General features: G+C 39.6%; 18 protein-coding genes. 10 read left to right on the forward strand and 8 right to left on the reverse strand.

What is annotated here, in order from left to right; translation table 11 throughout:
- Positions 1-421 precede the first annotated feature (421 nt).
- From polA to AOR04_RS01710, 3 genes are all read left to right on the forward strand, one after another.
- Positions 422-3,157, forward strand: coding sequence for a DNA polymerase I (gene polA / locus AOR04_RS01700; RefSeq protein ID WP_096792345.1), 2,736 nt, complete (start codon positions 422-424; stop codon positions 3,155-3,157).
- Between the two features lie 484 nt (positions 3,158-3,641).
- Complete coding sequence (locus AOR04_RS01705) at positions 3,642-4,229, forward strand: YceI family protein (RefSeq protein WP_008137693.1); 588 nt, start codon at positions 3,642-3,644, stop codon at positions 4,227-4,229.
- The gene (locus tag AOR04_RS01710; protein WP_096792346.1) at positions 4,226-4,744 is read left to right on the forward strand and encodes a DUF1285 domain-containing protein; all 519 of its coding nucleotides are present in this window, start codon (positions 4,226-4,228) and stop codon (positions 4,742-4,744) included. The genes AOR04_RS01705 and AOR04_RS01710 overlap by 4 nt, the downstream gene beginning before the upstream one ends.
- Positions 4,745-4,753: 9 nt before the next feature.
- Here the strand turns inward: AOR04_RS01710 and yihA are convergent, their stop codons facing one another.
- Positions 4,754-5,422: a ribosome biogenesis GTP-binding protein YihA/YsxC gene (gene yihA, locus AOR04_RS01715; protein WP_008137691.1), complete on the reverse strand. Its 669-nt coding sequence runs from the start codon at positions 5,420-5,422 to the stop codon at positions 4,754-4,756.
- A gap of 281 nt (positions 5,423-5,703) precedes the next feature.
- Here yihA and AOR04_RS01720 point away from each other — a divergent pair, with 281 nt between their 5' ends.
- The 3 genes from AOR04_RS01720 to AOR04_RS01730 all read left to right on the forward strand — a co-directional run bounded on the left by AOR04_RS01720 (position 5,704) and on the right by AOR04_RS01730 (position 8,215).
- Entirely contained in the window at positions 5,704-6,336 is a 633-nt protein-coding gene (locus AOR04_RS01720) for a c-type cytochrome (protein ID WP_007377271.1), read from the forward strand.
- Positions 6,337-7,089: 753 nt separating this feature from the next.
- Complete coding sequence (gene yihI / locus AOR04_RS01725) at positions 7,090-7,683, forward strand: Der GTPase-activating protein YihI (RefSeq protein WP_007377270.1); 594 nt, start codon at positions 7,090-7,092, stop codon at positions 7,681-7,683.
- Positions 7,684-7,699: 16 nt separating this feature from the next.
- Positions 7,700-8,215, forward strand: a complete 516-nt coding sequence (locus AOR04_RS01730) for a DUF2489 domain-containing protein (protein ID WP_096792347.1) — start codon at positions 7,700-7,702, stop codon at positions 8,213-8,215.
- Between the two features lie 76 nt (positions 8,216-8,291).
- On the opposite strand, the gene hemN is transcribed toward AOR04_RS01730, so the two are convergent.
- Both hemN and yjgA read right to left on the reverse strand, forming a co-directional pair.
- The gene (hemN, locus tag AOR04_RS01735) at positions 8,292-9,665 is read right to left on the reverse strand and encodes an oxygen-independent coproporphyrinogen III oxidase (RefSeq protein WP_096792348.1); all 1,374 of its coding nucleotides are present in this window, start codon (positions 9,663-9,665) and stop codon (positions 8,292-8,294) included.
- Positions 9,666-9,789: 124 nt separating this feature from the next.
- The gene (gene yjgA / locus AOR04_RS01740; RefSeq protein ID WP_096792349.1) at positions 9,790-10,323 is read right to left on the reverse strand and encodes a ribosome biogenesis factor YjgA; all 534 of its coding nucleotides are present in this window, start codon (positions 10,321-10,323) and stop codon (positions 9,790-9,792) included.
- Positions 10,324-10,467: 144 nt separating this feature from the next.
- Here yjgA and pmbA point away from each other — a divergent pair, with 144 nt between their 5' ends.
- The 3 genes from pmbA (at position 10,468) to AOR04_RS01755 (ending at position 14,867) form a co-directional block, all read left to right on the forward strand.
- Positions 10,468-11,817 (forward strand): metalloprotease PmbA, encoded by a 1,350-nt coding sequence (pmbA, locus tag AOR04_RS01745; RefSeq protein WP_096792350.1) that lies wholly within the window; start codon positions 10,468-10,470, stop codon positions 11,815-11,817.
- 72 nt (positions 11,818-11,889) lie between these two features.
- The gene (locus AOR04_RS01750; RefSeq protein ID WP_002959934.1) at positions 11,890-12,369 is read left to right on the forward strand and encodes a DUF721 domain-containing protein; all 480 of its coding nucleotides are present in this window, start codon (positions 11,890-11,892) and stop codon (positions 12,367-12,369) included.
- A 422-nt stretch (positions 12,370-12,791) separates the two neighbouring features.
- Complete coding sequence (locus tag AOR04_RS01755; protein ID WP_096792351.1) at positions 12,792-14,867, forward strand: M13 family metallopeptidase; 2,076 nt, start codon at positions 12,792-12,794, stop codon at positions 14,865-14,867.
- 36 nt (positions 14,868-14,903) lie between these two features.
- Here the strand turns inward: AOR04_RS01755 and AOR04_RS01760 are convergent, their stop codons facing one another.
- From AOR04_RS01760 to secA, 3 genes are all read right to left on the reverse strand, one after another.
- Positions 14,904-16,004 carry a phosphotransferase enzyme family protein gene (locus AOR04_RS01760; RefSeq protein WP_096792352.1) on the reverse strand — a complete coding sequence of 367 codons (1,101 nt, stop codon included), beginning with the start codon at positions 16,002-16,004 and terminating at the stop codon, positions 14,904-14,906.
- Positions 16,005-16,026: 22 nt separating this feature from the next.
- Complete coding sequence (gene mutT, locus AOR04_RS01765) at positions 16,027-16,425, reverse strand: 8-oxo-dGTP diphosphatase MutT (RefSeq protein WP_007582062.1); 399 nt, start codon at positions 16,423-16,425, stop codon at positions 16,027-16,029.
- A 68-nt stretch (positions 16,426-16,493) separates the two neighbouring features.
- On the reverse strand, positions 16,494-19,202 hold the full coding sequence (gene secA / locus AOR04_RS01770; protein WP_096792353.1) for a preprotein translocase subunit SecA: 2,709 nt from the start codon (positions 19,200-19,202) through the stop codon (positions 16,494-16,496).
- A gap of 567 nt (positions 19,203-19,769) precedes the next feature.
- Between secA and AOR04_RS01775 the strand changes: the two genes are divergently transcribed.
- On the forward strand, positions 19,770-20,540 hold the full coding sequence (locus tag AOR04_RS01775; RefSeq protein WP_007377260.1) for a hypothetical protein: 771 nt from the start codon (positions 19,770-19,772) through the stop codon (positions 20,538-20,540).
- On the opposite strand, the gene hutH is transcribed toward AOR04_RS01775, so the two are convergent.
- Positions 20,537-22,072, reverse strand: coding sequence for a histidine ammonia-lyase (gene hutH, locus AOR04_RS01780; protein WP_096792354.1), 1,536 nt, complete (start codon positions 22,070-22,072; stop codon positions 20,537-20,539). The two genes, AOR04_RS01775 and hutH, sit on opposite strands and share 4 nt — an antisense overlap.
- 2 nt (positions 22,073-22,074) lie before the next feature.
- The gene (gene hutU / locus AOR04_RS01785; protein WP_096792355.1) at positions 22,075-23,748 is read right to left on the reverse strand and encodes a urocanate hydratase; all 1,674 of its coding nucleotides are present in this window, start codon (positions 23,746-23,748) and stop codon (positions 22,075-22,077) included.
- Positions 23,749-23,769: the final 21 nt, after the last annotated feature.

A 23,769-nucleotide genomic window follows, 5' to 3' on the forward strand; every position in this document is an offset into this window, starting at 1 on the left:
GGTAAGTTGTAATGCGGTATATATCTTTTGGTGATTATAGCTAATGAAAAAAAGTATAAAGGATCGCTATGATCTTTGATCCATTATGCTAGAATACTCGTCCGGTTATTGGGTTGGATGACTATAATCGAAGTGAGTAACAGCGGATGTAGTCGTTAAAAAACCTTTTTCCACATTGGTCTAAAAGAATAAAAAAAGAACCTCGTATTATCTTTTTTAAATAAAAACATGTAGTTAAAGTATTTTCTAGGCATTGTATTATGCTTTGGAAGAATTTTTTGTGGCTGTTATCTACATACTTATCCACAGCTTGCTCAAGTTGAAATGAGACAATGATTGATAATTCACAGTCGTTTTATTTCCTACCTTATGGCATGCTTACAATCACCTTAATTTTTTGCATTTAGGATCCAAATTCACCATGGCTCAGATCCCCGAAAACCCACTTATTTTAGTTGATGGCTCGTCATATTTATTTCGTGCTTATCATTCTCCGCCGCATTTAACTAATTCTAAAGGTGAGGCTACGGGCGCTATTTACGGCGTGATCAACATGCTTAAAAGCTTGATCAGACAATATGATCCCTCACACATGGTGGTTATATTTGATGCAAAAGGCAAAACATTCCGTAACGACATGTATAGCGAGTATAAGGCAAATCGTCCGCCTATGCCGGATGACTTACGCACACAAATAGCACCAATACACAGTATTATCAAAGCGATGGGTTTTCCGCTAATTAGCATCGAAGGTGTTGAAGCCGATGATGTTATTGGCACATTTGCACGTATAGCATCAGAGCAAAAACGACATGTACTCGTCTCCACTGGTGATAAAGATATGGCGCAACTTGTAAATGAACACGTTACGCTCATAAACACGATGACCGACAGTATTTCAGATCCCCTTACTGTGGTTGAAAAGTTTGGTGTAGGTCCTGAACTTATTATTGATTACTTAGCATTAATGGGCGATAAGGTCGATAACATCCCTGGTGTTGAAGGTTGTGGGCCTAAAACGGCGGTTAAGTGGTTAGAAAAATATGGCTCGTTGCAAGGTGTAATGGATCACGCAAGTGAGATCAAGGGTAAAATAGGTGAAAAGTTAGCTGCAGCTCTCGATCATCTGCCTTTAAGCTACGAGCTTGCAACAATTAAGTGCGATGTTGAAGTCGAATCAGATCTTGATACGTTCAAACTACAAGAGCCAAATAAAGACGAATTAATTGCACTATATGGTGAGTGCGAATTCCGTCGTTGGTTAGCTGAGTTGCTAGATAACCCTAAAGATGCAGAAACACATCTAGCTGTACCTACCGAAGCCACTGAATTACCAAAAGTAGAAGATGCTCATTACGAAACTATTTTAACGCAAGCGCAATTTGATACGTTAATAGAGCAATTAAATAGTGCCGAGTTATTTGCATTTGATACAGAAACTACCAGCCTTGATTACATGAAAGCGCAATTAGTGGGTATGAGTTTTGCCGTAAAAGCGGGTGAAGCTGTGTATTTACCTCTAGCGCATGACTACCCAGGTGCGCCTGATCAACTAAGCCTTGAATTTGTAATGCAAAAGCTAGGTCCAATTTTGGCCGATGAAAACAAAGCTAAAGTAGGGCAAAACCTTAAATACGACAAAAGTGTATTAGCGAATGCAGGTTTTGCGCTAAATGGTATTAAGTTTGACACCATGCTTGAGTCATACGTATTTAATAGTGTGGGTACACGCCATGATATGGACTCGCTAGCACTTAAATATCTAGGCCATAAAAATATTAGCTTTGAAGATATTGCTGGCAAAGGTAAAAAGCAACTTACCTTCAACCAAATTGAACTTGAAAAAGCTGCGCCTTATGCTGCAGAAGATGCCGATATTACTTTGCGCCTACATGAAGTGCTTTGGCCAAAAATAGCGGCTGATGAAAAGCTAAAATCCGTATTCGAAGATATAGAAATGCCACTTGTTAGTGTGATTTCTGATATTGAACGAACCGGTGTAGCAATAGATAGCAATATGCTTGCAGCGCACAGCCAACGATTAGGCGAGCGTTTAATTGAACTTGAAAAAGAAGCATTTGAAATAGCAGGCGAACCATTTAATTTAAGCTCTCCTAAGCAACTACAAGTATTGTTGTTTGAAAAGCTTGGCCTGCCTATCATCAAAAAAACACCTAAAGGTGCACCTTCTACCGCAGAAGAAGTATTGCAAGAGCTTGCTCATGATTATCCACTACCTAAAGTAATTATAGAGCATCGTGGTTTATCAAAGCTTAAATCAACTTACACCGATAAATTACCATTAATGGTGAATGAGAAAACCCAGCGTGTACATACGTCTTATCATCAGGCAATTACTGCAACGGGGCGCTTGAGTTCAACCGATCCTAATTTACAAAATATTCCTATTCGTTCAGAAGAAGGGCGTCGAATTCGTGAAGCGTTTATAGCTGCAGATGGTTATAAAATTGTCGCTGCCGATTATAGTCAAATTGAGCTGCGCATTATGGCGCACCTTTCACAAGACAAAGGTTTATTAAATGCATTTGCTAACGGCTTAGATGTACACAGTGCAACTGCCGCTGAAGTATTTGGTGTAGAGCTTGATGATGTAACTACCGATATGCGCCGCAAGGCGAAAGCAGTAAACTTTGGCTTAATTTATGGTATGTCGGCATTTGGTTTAGCACGTCAACTAGATGTGCCACGCCATGAAGCGCAGCATTACATAGATAAATACTTTGAGCGTTTTCCAGGTGTATTAGAGTACATGGAAACAACACGCGAAAAAGCAGCTGAAAATGGCTATGTTGAAACAATATTTGGTCGCCGCCTACATTTACCAGAAATAAACGCACGTAATGGCGCGCGCAGGAAAGGAGCCGAACGTGCTGCTATAAACGCACCAATGCAAGGTACTGCCGCCGATATTATTAAAAAAGCAATGCTGAGTGTTAACCGTTGGGTACACGAACAGGCGCCAAATACGATTAAGCTACTAATGCAAGTACACGATGAATTAGTATTTGAAATTAAAACAGACTGCGCACCAGAATATACAAAACATATTTGTGAACTGATGTCGCAAGCTGCAGCGCTTGATGTGCCACTTATTGTTGAAGCCGACGAGGGTGACAACTGGGAACAAGCCCATTAATGCAATTTGAGCATTTTAATTAAAGCGCCTTTTGGCGCTTTTTTTATGTTTAAGTAAAAGGGCGAATAACAGCGATTCAATTAGCTATGTGCAAGCTTTAGTTAAAATAAGGTTAATTTAAGCAACTATTTGTATTAAATCGTTATATGTTCGTCAATTCGAGCTATTTTACAGGAATATGATTGTATTTTAATGCGTGCTTTTGTTAAAGTCCCGCCTGTCCTATCCTGTAGGACATCCTGTTGATGATGCATCTGAAAGGGTGCAACAAATTGATAGCTTCTCCCCAGTTTGCTATACCGGCCTACCAACTTGTTTGGTGGGCCGTTTTTTGTTTTACACCGGAAAATCCTATCTAAAAAATTATTTATTGCGCTATACCTATTGTATTATTCATTCGTCATTTCGAGGTGGTTTGGGTACATCGCAGGTGATACCATCAAAGTAATATTATTATTTTCATTTTATTACTAAGGAGTGCGTTATGTTTAAAGCATTAGCTATTGCAGGTTTTTCTTTATCAAGTTTAGTTATTTCTAATGTTGCTCAGGCCGATTGGCAGCTAGTGAATGATAAAAGCCAACTAAGCTTTGTTTCAATTAAAAAAGATTCGATTGCTGAAGCTCACCATTTTACTAACCTTGAAGGTATGCTTTCTGATAAAGGTGAGTTTAGCGTTAATGTTGATTTAACATCAGCCGAAACTCTAATTCCTATTCGTAATGAGCGTTTAACAGCAATATTATTTGAAGCAGCTAAATTCCCCAATGCTGTTTTAACTGCAAATTTAACTAAAGAGCTGAGTAATCTTAAAAAATCTGGTCAATATGTATTGAAAGGTATTGAAGCGGAACTTGATTTTCATGGTAATAAAAAATCATTGGCTATTGATGTACTCGTTAATAGCACGCAAAGTGGCGATTTAACCGTATCATCATTAACACCTATTATTATTAATAGTAGTGATTTTGGTGTAACTGAAGGCGTTAAACAACTGCAAAAATTAGCGGGTTTACCTTCAATTGCAACAGCAGTACCTGTTACGTTTGCAATTACACTTAAAAAACAGTGATTTCTTTAAGTGAACTTAGCAAGCAATTAAGCGAGCCAAGCAAACCTTTTGATAGTTGGCAGCCTAACCATTGTGGGGAGCTGCCAATTGTTATTAATCATGAGGGGAAATGGTTTTACGATGGCAGCGAAATAACACGCCCAGCCATGGTGAAGTTGTTTGCTTCTGTATTGTGTAAAGAAGGTGAGCAATTTTATTTAAAAACACCTGTCGAAAAAATAACAATAACGGTTGATGATGCGCCGTTTATTATTGTTGATTGGCGTTTTGAAAATACAGCGCAAGGACAGGTGTTGTGTTGTATTGATAATCTAGCTAGGCAGTGGCTGGTGAGCGCTCAGCAGCCCTTGCATATAAAAGACTACAAAGGTTCAAAGGTGCCTTATTTAAAGCTACCGTATGGGTGTAGTGCGCGAGTTTCACGCAGTGTATTTTATCAGTGGGCTGAAAAAGCCGAGTCTGATAAGCTCGGCTATTTTATTAAATCTGCCAAAGAGCAGTTTTATTTATCCTAACACCAGATCTTAAGCTTCTGGGTTAGTTTCGTCAGTGACTACTTCATCAGTAGGTGGTATAGCAATCACAGGTCCTAAAAACCATTCATCTAGCTTTTTAGCTACTTCTGGTAAACCCGTGCCTTTTAATGATGAAAATGCATGAACTGTAATATCCCCATCAAGCGTGCTTAATTCACGGCGAACTTGCAGTACTTGTGATTTACGAGGGCCTTGCTTTAGTTTGTCGGCTTTAGTTAATAGTGCTAATACTGGAATTTCACTACCAATTGCCCAATTAATTAAATCACGGTCTAAGTCTTTTAATGGATGACGAATATCCATTAAAATAACAATACCTTTTAAGCTTTGACGCTTTTGTAGGTATTCGCCTAACGACTTTTGCCATTTCTTTTTCATTTCGATTGGTACTTTAGCAAAGCCATAGCCTGGCAAATCGATAAGGCGCATATCGTCAACATCCGCTAAATCGAATGTATTGATTAGCTGGGTACGCCCAGGTGTTTTACTTGTACGTGCTAGCTTTTGATCGGTTAATGCATTTAATGCACTCGACTTACCTGCATTGGAACGACCGGCAAACGCAACTTCAATTCCCGTATCAGCAGGTAATTTAGTAATGTCGGGAGCGCTTGTTACGAAAGACGCAGTATTATATTTGATACGAGATTTGAGCACAGGCTCTCCTAAAACTTAAAAAAATAACGTTGAGTAAACCAAATTCACTCAGGGCACGTATTTTATACTATAAAGGATGTATTAAAAAGCGTATTTAAGCACCTAAAAACAGTACCTATGGTACATTTAAAACATGTTAAAGCTTAATCTAAGTCAAAACCCTGTAAATTATAAGCTTAATATGTGTAGAAAACGTGCCAGAGAATTTATTATCGTGTAGAATATATGTATTACAGCATCACGATTGTAGATGATACAGGGTCGGAAACAGAGAATTCACCATGAAAAAAATAGCACTATCTTTAACAATATTGCTTGGTGCGTTGTCAGCAAGCAACGCAACAGCATTTGATGGCGATGTAAACGCAGGTAAAGAAAAATCAGCAACGTGTGCGGCTTGTCACGGCCCAGACGGTAATGCGCCGGTTAATATTTACCCTAAAATTGCAGGTCAACATCCAGATTATATCCTTAAGCAACTGCAGGATTTAAAATTAGGTATGACGTCAGGCGGCAAAGAAGGGCGTATGGATCCAGTAATGAGCGCTATGGCTATGCCACTTAGCGAGCAAGACATGAAAGATCTAGCAGCTTATTTTTCTTCAATGAACATGACCGAAGGTGCTACACCTAAAGATGTCGTTGATGTTGGCGAAATGCTTTTTAAAGCAGGCGATGCAGAGCGTGGAATTCCATCATGTGCAGCATGTCATGGTCCACGTGGTAACGGTTCGTCACTTGCTAAGTTTCCAAAAATTTCTTTTCAGCATCCAGGATACATCAAGTCTCAACTTGAAAAATTCCGTGATGGTACTCGTCATAATGACCTAAATGGCATGATGGGCGATATTGCAAAAAAATTAACAGATAAAGACATTGAAGTACTTTCTCAGTACTTAGGTGGTTTACACTAAAGTCGTATTTATTTATTTTTAATTAATGAATAGACTACAATATGTATAAAAAAGCAGCTTAAGCTGCTTTTTTTGTGTCCGAAATTAGCGATATTACCGTTATGCTTTGTAAGACATTGACCATGCAGTGGTGTGAGAAAAGTCTTATTTTAAATATTTTTTTTTCATTAACTCATTGTAATTTAAAATAAGTTAAATTTGTTAATGTATGTAGTGTAAGAAAAAAGATATAAATTAGTTGTAACAAAATTATTAACGAGTAGATTAACCCCTGTCGCAAAAAAACAATAAAAAAACGGAAATAGCTATAAGGAAAGTAGCGCGGCACGACTACATAGCACAAGATTGGTGCTACTAAAGGAAATAATAAAAAAGAGTCAGGAAGACCGATAATAATAAAAATTCATGGAAGTTTAATAATAAAAACAAAATGGAATGCTACAAGGAACGTAAAAATAATAACAATACGGACTGATAATAATAAAAATAATAAAGACTAAAAAAGTCGAAGGGAGAAGTGTCCAGATAATGGCGCTCAGATTAGCAGGCGGTAGAGATGTTTTCTCTACCGCCTTTTTATTTGTCCTGTTACAATACCCACCGTTTAATAACTAGCAGTAAGCTAGTTTAGGCGCTATAACACAGAGAAGCCCAACCTCTGAAGCGCAAACTGAATTCTTCTGGCTATGCCAGCATTGCGATGCCCATTAATTTGCGCCTCGCTCAAAACCTCTTAAGTGAGACGATCAAGATATGAGTAGAACGAAAAAGTCACGCAAAAGCCCAGCAAATGGACCTGTACGTTTAAGCCAAGATAAGCTTAAAGAGATGCGTGCGTTAAAAGAGCAACGAGTTAAAAAAACCAAAGGCGCTAAGCCTGGTTCGCGTAATGCACCGGATGCATTAAATGGTGATAGCCAAAATTCACAATCAGGTTCTAGAGATAAGCGTATTGGTAGTAAAAAACCAGTGCCATTGGTTGCAACTGCTGTTGAACCAAAAGTAGAAATGAAACGTAACCTGAAGCCAACTATTGAGCTTAAAAAAGTTGTACAGCCAGAGTTTACACCAGAGCAAGAGCTTGAAGCGCTTGAGAACGATGTGCGTTTACTTAAATTAGTTGAGCGCCATGAAGGTGGTGAATTACTAACAGGCAAAGATGCTAAATATTTTAATAGCCGCATTGCTCGTCATCAAGTTTTATGTGAATTGTTAGGTCTTGAAGACGAAGATGAACCAGAGCTTGAAGATGACTTTAGTGATGAAGACAAGTCAAATTCTGACTTTGATCAGTATTTATCAAATGATCTAGCAAATGAATGGCTAGATGATGAAGAAGACAAGTAATTAATAAGGGTAATTAATGAGTACCGCGGTAATTTTAGCCTTACTTTTAGGCGCTGCTATTATAGCTGGCTTGGCATTTTATGCAGGTCAGTTATTGTATAAGTTAAATGCGCAAAAAAAGTTAATTGCGAAGGCGCAGACTGAGAAAAAGCAAAAGCTTGAAAAGTCTCGCTTAGAGCGAAATGCAAAACTAGCCGATAGTATTCATTTAATTGCGCGTGCAATGAATGAAGAGCAGTGTGAGTTTTCTGAAGGCTGTTTACGTATTTGGGTACTTATGTCTCAATATGGCTTTGAGAGCGAGCGTGATTTAACGGCGCTGTATCCTGGCATTCATCAAATGTACCAGGTAGTTAAAGAGATGCCGACGCACGATGCACGTAAAAAATACTCTAAAAAAGAGATTTTTAAGCTAGATAAGGCTCGCTGGCAAGCTGAAAAAACACTTAAAGATGAAGTTAAAGCGGATTGCGCTAAAATTATTATCGAGTTTAAAGCCGCTCCAGGTAGCGATAAAGTCGTTTTTAATTAAAGCTACAACTTAAATACAAAAAGCAGACCTAGGTCTGCTTTTTTTGTGCCGATGTATTTATTATCCAGAGTTCAGGCTAAATCACCCTTGAAAAGCGCGTTGCGTTAATTTGTTTTTGTAAGTGAGCATCGAAGCACATACAAATAATACGAATGAATAAGTTTCCGCGTGGTGTTACGCTAATTTTATTATCAATTATAGTGACTAGTTCATCTTTTATAAGTGGCGCCAGCGCTACTAATGCATCCTCAAAGTAGTCATTAAATATAAGCGCGTGTTTTTCACTAAAGTCTTGTATATCTAATTCAAATTGGCAAATGAGCTGTTTAATTGCATCAGCACGAATTACATCATCATGTGTTAAGTGCATTCCTTTATTAAGAGCACTACCGCTTTGTGTTTCTACGTTGTGGTAATAATGTTTTAATTCTTTTTGATTTTGTAAAATGGCGGTGCCAATTTGTGAAATTGATGACACGCCTAAACCTAATAAATCACAATTTCCATGGGTTGTATAACCTTGAAAGTTACGATGTAACTTGCCTTCATTTTGCGCAACAGCTAGTTCATTATCAGTTTTTGCAAAATGGTCCATACCAATAAATTGATAGCCTGCTTGCGTCATCTGCTCCAGCGTATTTTTAAACATGGTGAGCTTATTATGAGCACTGGGTAAATCTGCATCTTTAATCTTACGCTGTGCAGCAAAGCGCTCTGGTAAATGCGCGTAGTTAAACACTGATACTTTGTCAGGGCTTAACTCAATAAGTTGCTCTATAGTTTTCTTAAAGCTCTCTGGCGTTTGCAGAGGAAGCCCGTAAATCATATCTGCATTAATAGATTGAAACCCCAACTCGCGAGCTTGTGTAATTAATTGCTTAACGGTATCTGCATTTTGCGGGCGATTAACAGCAAGTTGCACGTCGTCGTTAAAGTCTTGAATACCAAACGAGACACGATTAAAGCCAAGCATTCTTAAATCAACAAGCATATTATCGGCAAGTGAACGTGGGTCTATTTCAATGCCGCGCTCTGTCGTGCGTGTAAAATTAAAGTGCTGCTCTAAAAGCTTAATTAAACGGGTCATTTGTTTTGCGGTTAAAAAGGTGGGAGTACCGCCACCTAAATGCAATTGCTCAACCGTGTAGTTTTTAAATAAATGAGCCTGAGCGATAATTTCTTTTGCTAAAAAGTCGAGATAAATATCTGCTTTAGATTGGTGGCGTGTGATTATTTTATTACAACCACAGTAGTAGCAAAGCTGGCTACAAAACGGGATATGAATATATAAAGAAAGAGAGCGACTTGTTGATGATTCTATAGCGCTTAGTAGGTCTTGTTGCTGATACCCGTCACTCAGTGATAAAGCAGTGGGATACGAGGTATAACGCGGGCCAGACACATTATATTTGTTTATTAGGGTTTGATCCCATTGTGGAAGTTTAATCATCACGCGCACCTAAGTATTTATCTAGGGGGGGATTATAAAAAAGTACTCAGTAAGTCGGTTTGATCTATAACAAAAAAGGTGCCGAAGCACCTTTTTTAATAAAATATCAATTAATGCGGTCTAATTAATACGTAACAGTATGGGCATCTTTGAGATATTGAAATAACTCTTTATAACCTTTACCCGGCTTTTCAGCTTTCGCTTCTTTTGCCGCATTACGAACTAATTGGCGCATTTGTTGGCGATCAAGAGATGGAAACTGTTCAATCGTCTCATTGATAAGGTCATCGCCTTGCTCAATTAAATCTGAACGTAGTTGCTCAATTTTTTTGACCAATACTTCAGCTTGGTTATTTTTATTAAGCATTACATCGATAATCGCTCTAATCGCGTCAATGTTTTCAACAGTACGCAACGTTTTAGCAATGTAGTTTAAGTGACGGCGGTACGCGTCGCTTTTATTGCTAATTTTATCAGCAACAACCATTGCTGCTTTTAAATCGTCATTTAATGGCAGGCGTTCGCGCTGTTTTTTACCCATTTTGGCTATTTCAGTACCTAACTGATGAAACTCTTGCGCTTCGCGCTTAAGCTCCGTTCTTGATATATATTCAATTTCTTCTTCAATTTCAGCAGGCTTGCCTTTTTTCTTTGCCATGGGGTGCTCTTAAATAAAAATAACTTTTACCATTATACATGAATATGATACTTAGGAATATTAGCTGATGTGATGCATTGAGTGTGTTAGCATTTAAATATAAGAAATGCGTGCATTATGCCTCTAAGGCTCAGGACTTAATTTATGAAAAGCCAACAAAACGATCCAATTTATTCTCAAATATCGCAAGTTAAAGATGCGGTATCAGAAGTACTCGAACATGCTAAAAAATTAGGTGCTACAGCTGCAGAAGCTGCTATGTCTAGCACGTCTGGTTTATCGGTTAGCACACGAATGGGTGAAGTAGAAACCATTGAGTTTAACCAAGATGGCGGCTTAGGCATTAGTGTATATGTTGGTAACAATAAAGGTTCGGCGTCGACGGCTGATTTAAATCCAAAAACATTGCGCACGGTAGTTGAAAAAGCGATTGATATAGCCAAATTTACATCGGATGATCCATTCAACGGCGTTGCTGATAATGAGTTACTTGAATTTAATCCTAAAGATTTAGATTTATATCATCCTTGGGATGTAAGTCCTGAGGAAGGCATTGAGCTTTGTCATGCTGCTGAGCAAGCTGCATTAAATGCGGATGAGCGTATTGTTAACTCTGATGGTGCGAGTTTTTCATCGCATCAGGGATTACGTGTTTATGGTAACAGCCACGGTTTAATTGCAGGTTTTCCGCGCACTCGTCATAGTATTAGTAATATGGTAATAGGTAAAGATGGCGAACACATGCAGCGCGACTCTGCTTATACAGTTGCTCGCGATCAGGCTGGTTTAAATGATGCTGCGGCAGTGGGTCTTGAAGCGGCAGCTGAAACCTTAGCTAAATTAAACAGCCAAAAGTTAGGCACAATGAAAGTGCCTGTTATTTTTAGAGCAGATATTGCAAATTCATTGTTTGGTCACTTGGTGTCGGCAATTGGTGGTGGCGCGCTTTATCGTAAATCAAGTTTTTTACTTGATAGCTTAGGCACTCAGGTATTTAGTCATTGTGTGAATATTGCTGAGCGCCCACATATTTTAAAAGGGTTGGCATCGTCTCCGTTTGATAGCGAAGGTGTTAAAACATTCGATAGAGAAATAATTCAAGGCGGCGAGTTACAAACTTATTTATTAGCAAGTTATGCTGCGCGTAAAATGAACATGACCCCAACAGGGCATGCGGGCGGTATACATAACTGGCTCGTTGAGCAAACTCATAACGATTTAACTGCACTATTAAAAACCATGGGTACTGGCTTATTAGTTACAGAGCTAATGGGGCAGGGCGTAAATACCGTAACGGGTGACTACTCTCGTGGTGCTGCAGGTTTTTGGGTTGAAAATGGTGAAATTCAATATCCGGTAAGTGAAATTACTATTGCTGGTAATTTAAAAGACATGTTTAAAGGTATTTCTGCCATTGGTGGTGATATAGAACGCCGTGGTGGTATTCAAACAGGCTCAGTACTAATAGAGCAAATGCAAATAGCCGGCGCGTAGTATTAATACGCAGTGTATACTTAGACTCAGAGTATTATCTCTGGGTCTAAGTGAGTTTTTACGAGGTGTAAAATGGCTAAAGATAGATATGCACCAAAACCGCTAACCGATATTATGGCGGGGTTAAATAATCGTTTATCGGCTTATGCAGGAAAAAGCCAAGCACTTGATACACAGCAAACCTTATTAAAAGATTTTTTAGGCCCTAAATTGGGTGATAAATGCCGAGTTAGTAATTACCGAGACGGCACGCTAATGATAGAAGCCGTGTCTGCGCCTATCGCGCTTAGGCTTAATTATTTAAAAATGGATATGCTTTCACACTTTAGAGCTGCTGGAATGGCAGAGCTTGGACAAATAAAAATAACTGCAAATCCTCAAGCAACTCAGCGATTAAGTACCGCGAATAAATCGGGCAGCCCTACAGTTACCAACTCTCGGAAAATGAGTGAGCAAACCGCTAATTACTTAAATGCGATAGCGGCTTCTGCCCCCCCTTCATTAAAAGAAAAACTAGAGCGTTTAGCGCTCCACGGGAAGAATAAAAGTTAGCCTTAGCCACCTACTATATTGTTATTGGTAGGGCTATTTTTGCAGCTCACCGCATTCAAAATACTTTGTTACATATTCCATTTTATTGTTGGTCTAATGAGGTTTATGATACTGCGTGGTGTGCTTTATTATTTAAAGCTCCCTTGATACCCATTCCATTAAGTAAAAGCGTACAGGCAGTGCTATTTTTACTCCTGCTATATTCAAGAATTTAATGGAGTTGGTATGTGATACCAACCTGCATAAATCTTTGATCAATTTAACGAATTAAATTGCACTATAACGTCGTTAAAAATTTTTTATTTAGAACAACTAGATACAAAAACTTTTGCCTAGTTCTAGCGTAATTTTCTTAACGTTAATTAGACCCCATACATAAGCAGATTGGTATGATTTAATTCTAACTAACAAACGGAATCATTATGAATAAAGTAACAATGGCCGCTGCGAGCATAGCGCTTGCACTTGGTCTAGTAGGTTGTGGTGAAAAACAACAAGAAGCTAAAGTAACCGATACTCCTGTAGTAACAGCACCCGCTGAAAAGCCACTAGAGCTTGGTATTGAACTAGCGAATATGGATAGTTCAGTACGCGCACAAGACGATTTTTATTATCATGTAAATGGACAGTGGTTAGCAAAAACTGAAATACCAGGTGATAAGTCTAACTACGGTTCTTTTTCGCAGCTATATGATGAGTCACAAAAAGCGATGAAAATTGCCCTTGAAAACGCAGCCGCGAATAAGGCCGCTAAAAAAGGCAGTGATGAGTATAAAATTGGCGCATTTTATAAAAGCTACATGAATCAATCTGCGCGTAATGAGCTAGGTATTACGCCATTACAACCGTCATTAGATACGATTGATAGCGTTAAATCTAAAGCTGACTTAGTGGGTTTAATGGCTAAAATTCAAAAACAAGGCGGTACTTTACCGTTTGGTTGGTTTGTAAATAACGATGCTAAAAACTCGAGCGAGTATGCATTGTATTTATCTCAGTCGGGTCTTGGTTTACCAGATCGTGATTATTACTTAAATGATGACGAAAAATTCACTAAAATTCGTGCTTCTTACGAGCAATACATCACAGATGTTTTAGCAAAATCAGGCGTTAAAAATGCAGCAGAAGCTGCCAAGAGCGTACTTGCATTTGAAAATACACTAGCTGATGCTCAGTGGAGCCGTGTGCAAAGCCGTGATGCAACTAAATCTTATAACAAGATGACAGTAGCAGACGCAAGCAAGTTGATGGGCGACCTTGATTTAGCTGCATTCTTTAAAGATGCAGGTGTGAGTGCAAGTGATATTATTGTACGTCAACCAAGCTACTTAGAAGCACTTGCTACTATTTATAAAGATACTGATTTAGCGACGTGGAAAAACTACTTAAAATTTCATTTTGTAAGTGGTTATGCAGAGCTACTTAGCGAAGATTTAGTTAACCTTAACTTTGACTTTTACAGCACAACACTTCGTGGCGTAAAAGAACAAGCACCTCTTTGGAAGCAAGCGGTTGATGCATCTAACAGTGTACTTGGTGAAATTTTAGGTAAGGTATACGTTAAAGATAACTTCCCGCCAGAAGCTAAAGCACGAATGGAAGAATTAGTTGATAACGTAATTAAAGGTTATGGCGTTGCTATTGAAAATCTTGAGTGGATGAGCCCTGAAACAAAGCTTGCAGCGAAAGAAAAGTTAGACAAATTTACGCCTAAGATTGGTTACCCAGACACGTGGAAAGATTACTCAGAGCTAGAGATTAACTCAGACGAGCTAGTAGGCAATTACATCCGTTATAGCGAATGGGCATACGCAGATATGATTGCTAAATTGGGTAAACCAGTTGATCGCTCTGAGTGGCACATGACTCCGCAAACAGTCAATGCGTATTACAACCCAGTAAACAATGAAATTGTATTTCCAGCCGCTATTTTACAACCGCCATTCTTTAATTTAGAAGCGGATGATGCTGTAAACTACGGCGCAATTGGCGCGGTAATTGGGCATGAGCTTGGTCATGGTTTTGACGACCAAGGTGCTAAATACGACGGTGACGGTAACTTACGTAACTGGTGGAGTGAGACTGACCTTAAGCAATTTGAAGAGCGTACAGCGGCTTTAGTTGCACAGTATAACGAATATAAACCATTTGAAGATGCAAGTGTTAATGGTGAGCTAACGCTTGGCGAAAACATTGGTGACTTAGGTGGGTTAACCGTTGCGCATAAAGCGTATATGCTCTCTTTAGGTGATAAAAAAGCACCCGTGATAGATGGTTACACAGGCGATCAACGTTTCTTTATGGGTTGGTCACAAATCTGGCGTCGTAACTACCGCGATGAAGAGTTACGTAATCGTTTATTAACAGACCCTCATTCACCAAGCCACTACCGTGTAATCGGTATCTTGTCGAACATGCCTGAGTTTTACGAAGCGTTTGACGTAAAAGAAGGTGATAAAATGTATATCAAACCAGAAGATCGCGTAAAAATCTGGTAATTTCATTGCTATAAATAACAAAAAACCAGTAAGTTTTTAGCTTACTGGTTTTTTTGTATCTTGAATTTGTTCATCGACTAAGCACGCGTGCATCCATTCTTCGTTACTCAGTATGTTTTTATAAAGCGCGAGTTGGTTTTGTGCTCGCTCTAAATTATGCTCTGCATGAGATACTTTAAAGTACACATCGTTATTTAAGTAATCAGTTAAAAAGCGCACACTCAACATAAGCGGCATTATTTTAGCGCCTAATAATAAGCTTTCTTGCTCTAGTATACTCATGCTGCTTTTTAATGGCGTTACATAGCCTTTAACAATGGCTGAAAATATACCTTTTCGAATAACAACGTTGTGTAAGTTTGTTGAATCCTCGGCTTCGGGGGAGCAAAATGTACGTACCATGTCACCAAAGTCATAAAGCCAAAATCCTGCCATGCAGGTGTCTAAATCAATAACTGCTTTTGCATTGTGAGTTGTATTACAAAACAGCATATTATTTATTTTTGTATCGTTATGACACACTCTAAGCGGTATTTGCTTAGCTACCTGACTAAGCTCAGTAATTAAATGCTGCTGCGTTAAGCAATATTCTATTTCGTCAGCGCAGTGCTTTACTCTATTTACAGAGTTATTTGTGATTGCGGTATTTAATTGCTCAAAGCGCATCGCTAAGTTATGAAAATCAGGGATTACAGTGTGTAGCTGTTGCGCATTAAAATCTTGTAATGCATGAGCAAATACGCCAAAGGCGTAAGCCGCTTGCTCGCTCTGCTGGGTATTTTTAACAACGTCTTCGCTGTAGCTACCGCTAATATAGTTAAGGACGCGATAATACGCATTATCAATTTTTATTAAGTGTTCGTCGTTTTGTGTAGTTATATGTTTGATTATTTCAAGAGGGTAATTATTTTGCAGTTGTTTAGCATTTAAATGCTGCTCAATCAGTTTTGCATTATTCACTAACTGAGCAGGGTTTTTAAATACCTCGGTATTAAGTTTTTGCACAATAAATTGTTTATCAATACTTGTAAGTAGCCATGTACTATTTATATGACCGCTACCAATCGCACTAACTTGAGTTAGCTCAGGGGGCAGTGTTAACAGTTCGCTTAGCTTATTTTGTATTGAGATATTCATTGTGCTCACCTATGCCCTTTTTTTATGCGTATCGGGCAACTATTTTTTCGATAATTTCAGCATTCGCTTCAGGGAAATCATAATTTTCTAATTCACTAATTGCTACCCATTCGCTAGGTTGCCCTTCAGCGCCATGTGCCTCACCGCTAAAGTTACTTACTACGTGCACATCTAATTTAACGCATTTATCGCCGTAGTCATGTTCAATCACCATCAATTGGCTAGAGCTGTGAATGGTTAGTCCAACTTCTTCAATAAGCTCGCGTTTAAGTGCAACAAACACACTTTCTCCAGCTTCGACTTTACCACCAGGAAATTCCCATAAACCGCCTTGATGTTGTTCATCTGCACGTTTACAAATGAATATAGCGTTATTTTTCTTAATAACACCAACAGCTACATGTACAATTTCTATAGTCATTACTTTAAAACTCCATAAAAAAAAGCGACGCTAGCGCCGCTTTTTAATAAGCTACTGACAATATTGGGTTATTTTAATTTACCGCAACACTGTTTGAATTTTTGACCTGATTTACAAGGACAAGGGTCATTACGACCTACTTTTGGTTCTGTACGAGCCATTACTGTCGCTGTTTCTGGCGCTTCGCCACCTACGTGCTCAGCTTCTTCATGTTGGTATTCGCGAGGAGCATTTTCACTTTTACGGTGTTGCTCTTCTACTTTTTCAACATCTTCTTCTGCGCGTACTTGTACTTTACTTAGAATGCTTACAACATCTACTTTCAAGTTTTCAAGCATTTCGGAGAACAGCTCAAACGATTCACGCTTGTACTCTTGCTTAGGATTCTTTTGCGCGTAACCACGTAAATGAATACCTTGGCGTAAATGATCCATAGCAGCCAGGTGATCTTTCCAATGCTGATCAAGGCTCTGTAGCATAATCGCTTTTTCGAATTGACGTAAAACAGAATCGCCAACTTGCTCTTCTTTTTGCTTGTATGACTGCTCAACCGCCTGCTCAATACGCTCACGAAGCTTTTCTTCGTATAGCTTATTGTCATCTGCTAACCACTGAGTAATAGGTAACTCAATTAAGAAGTCTTGTTTTAAACGCTCTTCAAGGCCAGGAATATCCCACATTTCAGCAAGGCTTTGCGGTGCAATGTACTGATCAATTGTATTGCTAAGTACGTCACCACGAATTGCAGTAATAGTTTCTGAAATATCGCCTTCTTCAAGTAGTTCGTTACGCTGAGAGTAAACAACACGACGTTGATCGTTTGCTACATCATCGTACTCAAGTAGTTGCTTACGTACATCAAAGTTACGTGCTTCTACTTTACGCTGTGCATTTTCAATCGCACGGTTAACCCATGGATGTTCAATTGCTTCACCGCGTTGCATGCCTAATTTACGCATCATGTTAGTCATACGCTCACCGGCAAATATACGCATTAGCGCATCGTCCATCGATAAGTAAAAACGGCTTGAACCAGCATCACCTTGACGACCAGAACGACCACGTAATTGGTTATCTATACGACGAGATTCGTGACGTTCAGTACCAATGATATGTAAACCACCAGCATCAATTACTGCATCATGGCGAATTTTCCAAGCGGCTTTAATTTCAGCTATTTGTTCATCAGTCGGGTTTTCAAGTTTTTCAACTTCACTGTTCCAGTTACCACCTAACACGATATCGGTACCACGACCGGCCATGTTTGTTGCAATTGTTACTGTACCTGGTAGGCCAGCGTCTGAAACGATATCTGCTTCTTGCGCATGAAATTTAGCATTAAGTACGTTGTGCTTAATTTTTTCTTTGCGTAAAAACTGCGATAGATACTCAGAGCTTTCAATTGAAATAGTACCAACTAGCACAGGTTGTCCGCGCTCTTGGCAATCTTTAATATCAATTAAAATAGCTTCGTATTTTTCTTCTTGCGTTAGGTAAACTAAATCGGCGCGATCGTCACGAACCATCGGCTTATTAGTTGGCATAACAACGGTATCAAGGCCGTAGATTGACTGAAATTCAAATGCTTCAGTATCGGCAGTACCTGTCATACCTGCTAATGTTTCGTATAAACGGAAGTAGTTTTGGAACGTAATAGAGGCAAGCGTTTGGTTTTCATTTTGAATTTTCACACCTTCTTTAGCTTCAACAGCTTGGTGTAAACCTTCTGACCAACGTCGACCTTCCATTGAACGACCCGTATGCTCATCGATAATGATTACTTCGTTTTCTTTTACAACGTAATCAACATCTTTTTGGTATAGCTTATGAGCACGAAGGGCGGCATAAACATGGCTTAGTAGCGTAATGCTTGCTGCTGAATAAAGCGAATCGCCTTCTTCAATTAAGCCGCGCTCAGTAAGTAGCTCTTCTACTTTAATTTGACCGCGTTCTGTTAAATGAACTTGCTTAGACTTTTCATCAATCGTGTAATCGCCGTCGCCTTCAATACCTTCTTCGTCTTCTTTTTCTTGAAGTTCAAGTAAAGGCACGATGGTATTTATTTCAGTGTATAGCTCAGAGCTATCCTCAGCTGGGCCTGAAATAATAAGGGGGGTACGTGCTTCATCAATTAAGATTGAATCCACTTCATCGACTACAGCATAGAATAATGGACGTTGAACTCGTTCATCAATGCTAAAAGCCATGTTGTCACGAAGATAGTCAAAACCAAATTCGTTATTTGTACCGTAAGTAATATCAGCAGTGTACGCTAACTTTTTCTGCTGTGGCATCATACCAGGTACGTTACAGCCTACAGTAAGGCCTAAAAATTCAAACAACGCACGGTTTGTTTCGGCATCACGCTTAGCAAGATAGTCATTCACGGTAATTACGTGAACGCCTTTACCGGTTAAACCATTTAAATAAGCAGGTAAAGTCGCTGTAAGTGTTTTACCTTCACCAGTACGCATTTCTGCGATGCGGCCTTCATGTAAAACCATGCCGCCTAATAGCTGTACGTCAAAATGGCGCATGCCATTAACGCGTTTTGACGCTTCACGCACCACGCCAAAGGCTTCAGGTAAAATATCGTCTAGACTTTGCCCGTTATCGTAACGTTCTCTAAACTCGGCTGTTTTAGCTTTTAAATCTTCATCAGAAAGCGCTTCAAGTTGCGTTTCTAGCGCATTAATTAGCGCGACCGTCTTTCTAAAGTTTTTAATAGTGCGGTCATTGCGACTACCAAAAAGCTTGGTAAATAAATTAGATATCATGATAAAACCGTTACAATGTATTCTTTGTCAGCCGAGTATCGGCTAACCCATTTTTAATAATTGGTAATTAATATATGCTTTTAAGTAACACTTAGAACATATTAATTAGCAATTTTGTATTAAACCGCTAAAAAGCACTGTTTATTACGTGCGCTACTATACCAGACTCTGCCAAACAACAAACTATCTCAATAAAAAGATCTGTATATAAAATCGAAAAATTTGATCTGGTTCGTAAAAATAACTTTGTATTACCCAATTACAGTAAAAATAGTAGCGAACTGTAAAGATATGGTGCTAAATAAATTAAAAACAAGGGGGGGCATTCATGCTTAAATTTAACGCATGGATATGAATTCTAAACGCGCTATTTTTGCACCTAATATATTTGATTAACCAACAACAATACTTCAAAAATGATTGATTGGTTTTTGTAAAATAATTTTTTACATCAGTGCACATACGCTTTTGATTTAGTAGAGTGGTTATAATCATATCTAGTTTTAATTTGAATTAAAGTTAGGTTTTTACACTTGTTTTCCTTATAAAATAAAGGTTTAGGTGAAAATGAAAAATAAAAGCAATAAATTGGTAGTATTAGGTGCAGGTTGGTTAGGACATGCTTTATGCGTAAGTGCGCAAAAAGCTGATTGGCAAGTACAAGGAACGCATAGAACAGATATACACGAGTTTGATTTTGAACGTCAGTTTGCACTTGAAGATGGACAACTAACACATCAAATTGATTTACAAGATGCTTATTGGGTATGTGCTATTCCACCACGTAGCAGGCACAGTAAAAGTAATTATCCTGAAACACTCACCGCAGCGCTTAAGCTTTCAAAGGAGTTAAACGCAAAGGGCTTTTTATTGTGCTCATCAACCGGGGTATACGATCAAGAGCCTGGTGTGTATAGCGAAAGTAGCGATATTTCATGCACAAACGAGCGCCAAATAAAGCTCTATGAAGCTGAAGAGCAAGTGCTTGAACAAGATGGCAAAGTACTTCGTTTAGCTGGCTTGCTAGGGCCTAATAGAGAGCCGGGGCGTTTTGTGGCAGGCAAAGAGCTCAATACATCAAGTGAGCAAGTAGTAAATATGGTGCATCAACAAGATGTAATTAATGCTATTTTTGCGGTGATAGAGCACTGGCAAGTAGGGCAAAATATTTATAATGTGGTTAATCCTGCGCACCCCACAAAAGCTGAATATTACGCGATGAAGTGTCAGCAACATGGTGGTGAAATGCCAACGTTTACAGGAACTGATTCGGCTGAGCGCAAAGTATTAGGCTCAGCCATTGAAGCCTTAGGGTTTAGCTATCAGCACGGTATTTAATATGCTGAAGGCAGGGGACTGCTCTCTATGAAGTCGCATAGCTTACCTTCACTTAGTAATGTATTAGCAGCTTCGATATCGGGAGCAAAGTAGCGGTCTTTATCATAATAACTCACATGTTCGCGTAACAACGCTTTAGCGCTTTGCACTTTATTTGATGGTTCAAGCGGCTTTCTAAATTCTAGCCCTTGAACCGATGCTAACCATTCTATTGCCAAAACACCTTGGGTATTATTGGCCATTTCATCTAAGCGCCTTGCTGCAAAGGTTGCCATAGAAACATGATCTTCTTGATTTGCAGATGTAGGCAAGCTATCGACCGAAGCCGGATGCGCTAATGATTTGTTTTCTGACGCAAGCGCTGCGGCGGTAACTTGGGCAATCATAAATCCTGAATTTACACCGCCGTTTTCAACTAAAAATGGCGGTAATTTGGATAGATTTGAATCGATAAGTAATGCAATTCGCCTTTCTGCTAATGCGCCAATTTCGGCAATTGCGATAGCTAAGTTATCGGCGGCCATTGCAACGGGTTCTGCATGAAAGTTACCGCCCGATATAATGTCGCCTACATCGGCAAAAACTAGGGGATTGTCGGTTACACCGTTTGACTCGCATAGCAACACTTCTGCGGCTTGGCGTATCTGAGTTAGGCAAGCACCTAGCACTTGAGGTTGGCAGCGAAGGCAGTATGGATCTTGTACTTTTTCACAATTGACGTGGGAATCACTAATTTGAGAGTGCGTATCGAGTAGGTCTCTAAATACTTGAGCGGTGTCTATTTGTCCGCGCTGACCACGAATATCATGAATACGTGCATCAAATGGCGCGCGACTGCCCATTGCAGCTTCTATGCTTATTGAGCCGATAACGCAGCTTTGTGCATATAAGTTCTCGCTTCTAAATAGCCCCTGAAGTGCAAACGCAGTCGACGCTTGTGTACCATTTAATAATGCTAAGCCTTCTTTGGCTGCAAGTGTTATGGGTTCAAGTCCCGCTATTTTTAACCCTTGTGCTGCGCTAATTATTTCTCCTTTATGTCGCATTTGACCTTCAGCTAATAAAGGTAGGCACATATGCGCAAGAGGGGCTAAATCTCCCGATGCCCCCACGGATCCTTTTTTAGGCACGCATGGATATACTTCGCTACTAAGCAGCTGCATAAAAAATTGGATTACTTGCAGGCGAATACCCGAGTAGCCGCGCGAAAGCGAATTTACTTTTAAGATGATCATTAACCTTACTGTACTGTCATCCATGTATTCGCCAATACCTGCAGCGTGTGAAAGTACAATGGAACGCTGTAATAATTCAAGTTCGTCGTCGGCAATTTTGGTATTGGCTAATAATCCAAAGCCGGTGTTAATTCCGTATACAGTGCGGTGTTCATTAATAACGTTTTGAACGGTTTGCGCGCTTGCTGCTATTTGCGACTCGGCATGTTTTGCAAGGCTTAACTTTACCGCTGAATTATTAATTTTTCTTAGTGTGTTTAAATCAAGTGATCCGGGTGTGAGAGTAAGTTCGAACATGATCATTCCTCGTTTAACATAGGTAGGTCTAAATTTTGTTCTTTAGCGCAGTTTTTTGCTATGTCGTATCCGGCATCAGCATGGCGCATTACACCTGTTGCAGGGTCATTCCACAGTACGCGAGCAATACGCTCTTTAGCTTCATCAGTACCATCGGCAACAATAACTACACCAGAGTGCTGACTAAATCCCATGCCTACACCGCCACCATGATGAAGTGACACCCAAGTAGCGCCACTTGCGGTATTAAGCAGTGCGTTGAGTAATGGCCAATCCGACACTGCATCTGAGCCATCTTTCATGCTCTCTGTTTCGCGGTTAGGGCTGGCAACTGAGCCAGAGTCGAGGTGATCGCGACCAATAACTATAGGGGCTTTAAGTTCGCCATTTCTAACCATTTCATTAAAGGCCAATGCAAGGCGTGCTCTATCTTTTAGCCCAACCCAGCAAATACGTGCAGGTAGACCTTGGAATTGTATGCGTTCCCGCGCCATATCAAGCCAGTTATGCAAATGTGCATCATTAGGAATAAGCTCTTTTACTTTAGCGTCGGTTTTATATATATCTTCAGGGTCGCCCGATAATGCTACCCATCTAAATGGTCCAATACCTTCACAAAATAAAGGGCGAATATAGGCAGGTACAAATCCAGGAAAATCAAATGCGTTGGTAACACCCTCATCAAACGCCATTTGACGAATATTATTACCGTAATCAGTAGTGGCGGCACCGGCTTTTTGTAGTGCCAGCATAGCTTTAACTTGGACTGCCATTGATTGTTTAGCAGCTTTTACTACGGCTTTTGGATCTTGCTCACGCATTTTTGCAGCGTGCTCCATTGTCCAGTTTTGTGGTAAGTAACCATTCAATGGGTCGTGAGCAGATGTTTGATCTGTGACTACATCAGGGGTAATGCCTGTTTTAACCAGTGTACTAAAAATATCGGCAGCGTTACCTAGTAAACCCACTGAGAGGGCTTTACCTTTAACACATGCATCGGTTATTAATTGCAGTGCGTGTTCAAGACTTGTTGCTTTTACATCAACGTAGCCTGTTTTTATACGAAAATCGATACGGCTTTCATCACATTCAACAACCAGTGCACTAAAGCCAGCCATTGTAGCTGCAAGTGGTTGCGCACCGCCCATACCACCAAGACCACCTGTTAATACCCACTTACCACTAGCGCTACCTGCAAAGTGTTGCTTTGCCATAGCTACAAAGGTCTCGTAAGTTCCTTGTACTATGCCTTGCGAGCCAATATAAATCCAAGAACCCGCCGTCATTTGCCCGTACATCATCAAGCCTTTTTTATCGAGCTCATTAAAGTGCTCCCAATTTGCCCAGTGTGGAACAAGATTTGAGTTAGCAATAAGCACGCGAGGGGCATTACTGTGGGTTTTAAATACACCAACGGGTTTTCCTGATTGTACAAGCAGGGTTTCGTCGCTTTCGAGTCTATCGAGGGTTTCTATAATTTTGTCATAACTTGGCCAATCACGAGCCGCTCGGCCAATACCACCATATACAACAAGTGCATGAGGATGTTCTGCTACTTCAGGGTCTAAATTATTCATTAGCATGCGCTTAGCTGCTTCAGTTTGCCAGCTTTTAGCACTTATTTTATCGCCATGAGGTGCACGTATTACGCGACTTGTGTCGAGTCGGTTGTTCATGTTTTTCTCCTGTTGTATATA

The organism is Pseudoalteromonas sp. 1_2015MBL_MicDiv (assembly GCF_002407505.1).
Classification (GTDB): domain Bacteria; phylum Pseudomonadota; class Gammaproteobacteria; order Enterobacterales; family Alteromonadaceae; genus Pseudoalteromonas; species Pseudoalteromonas fuliginea.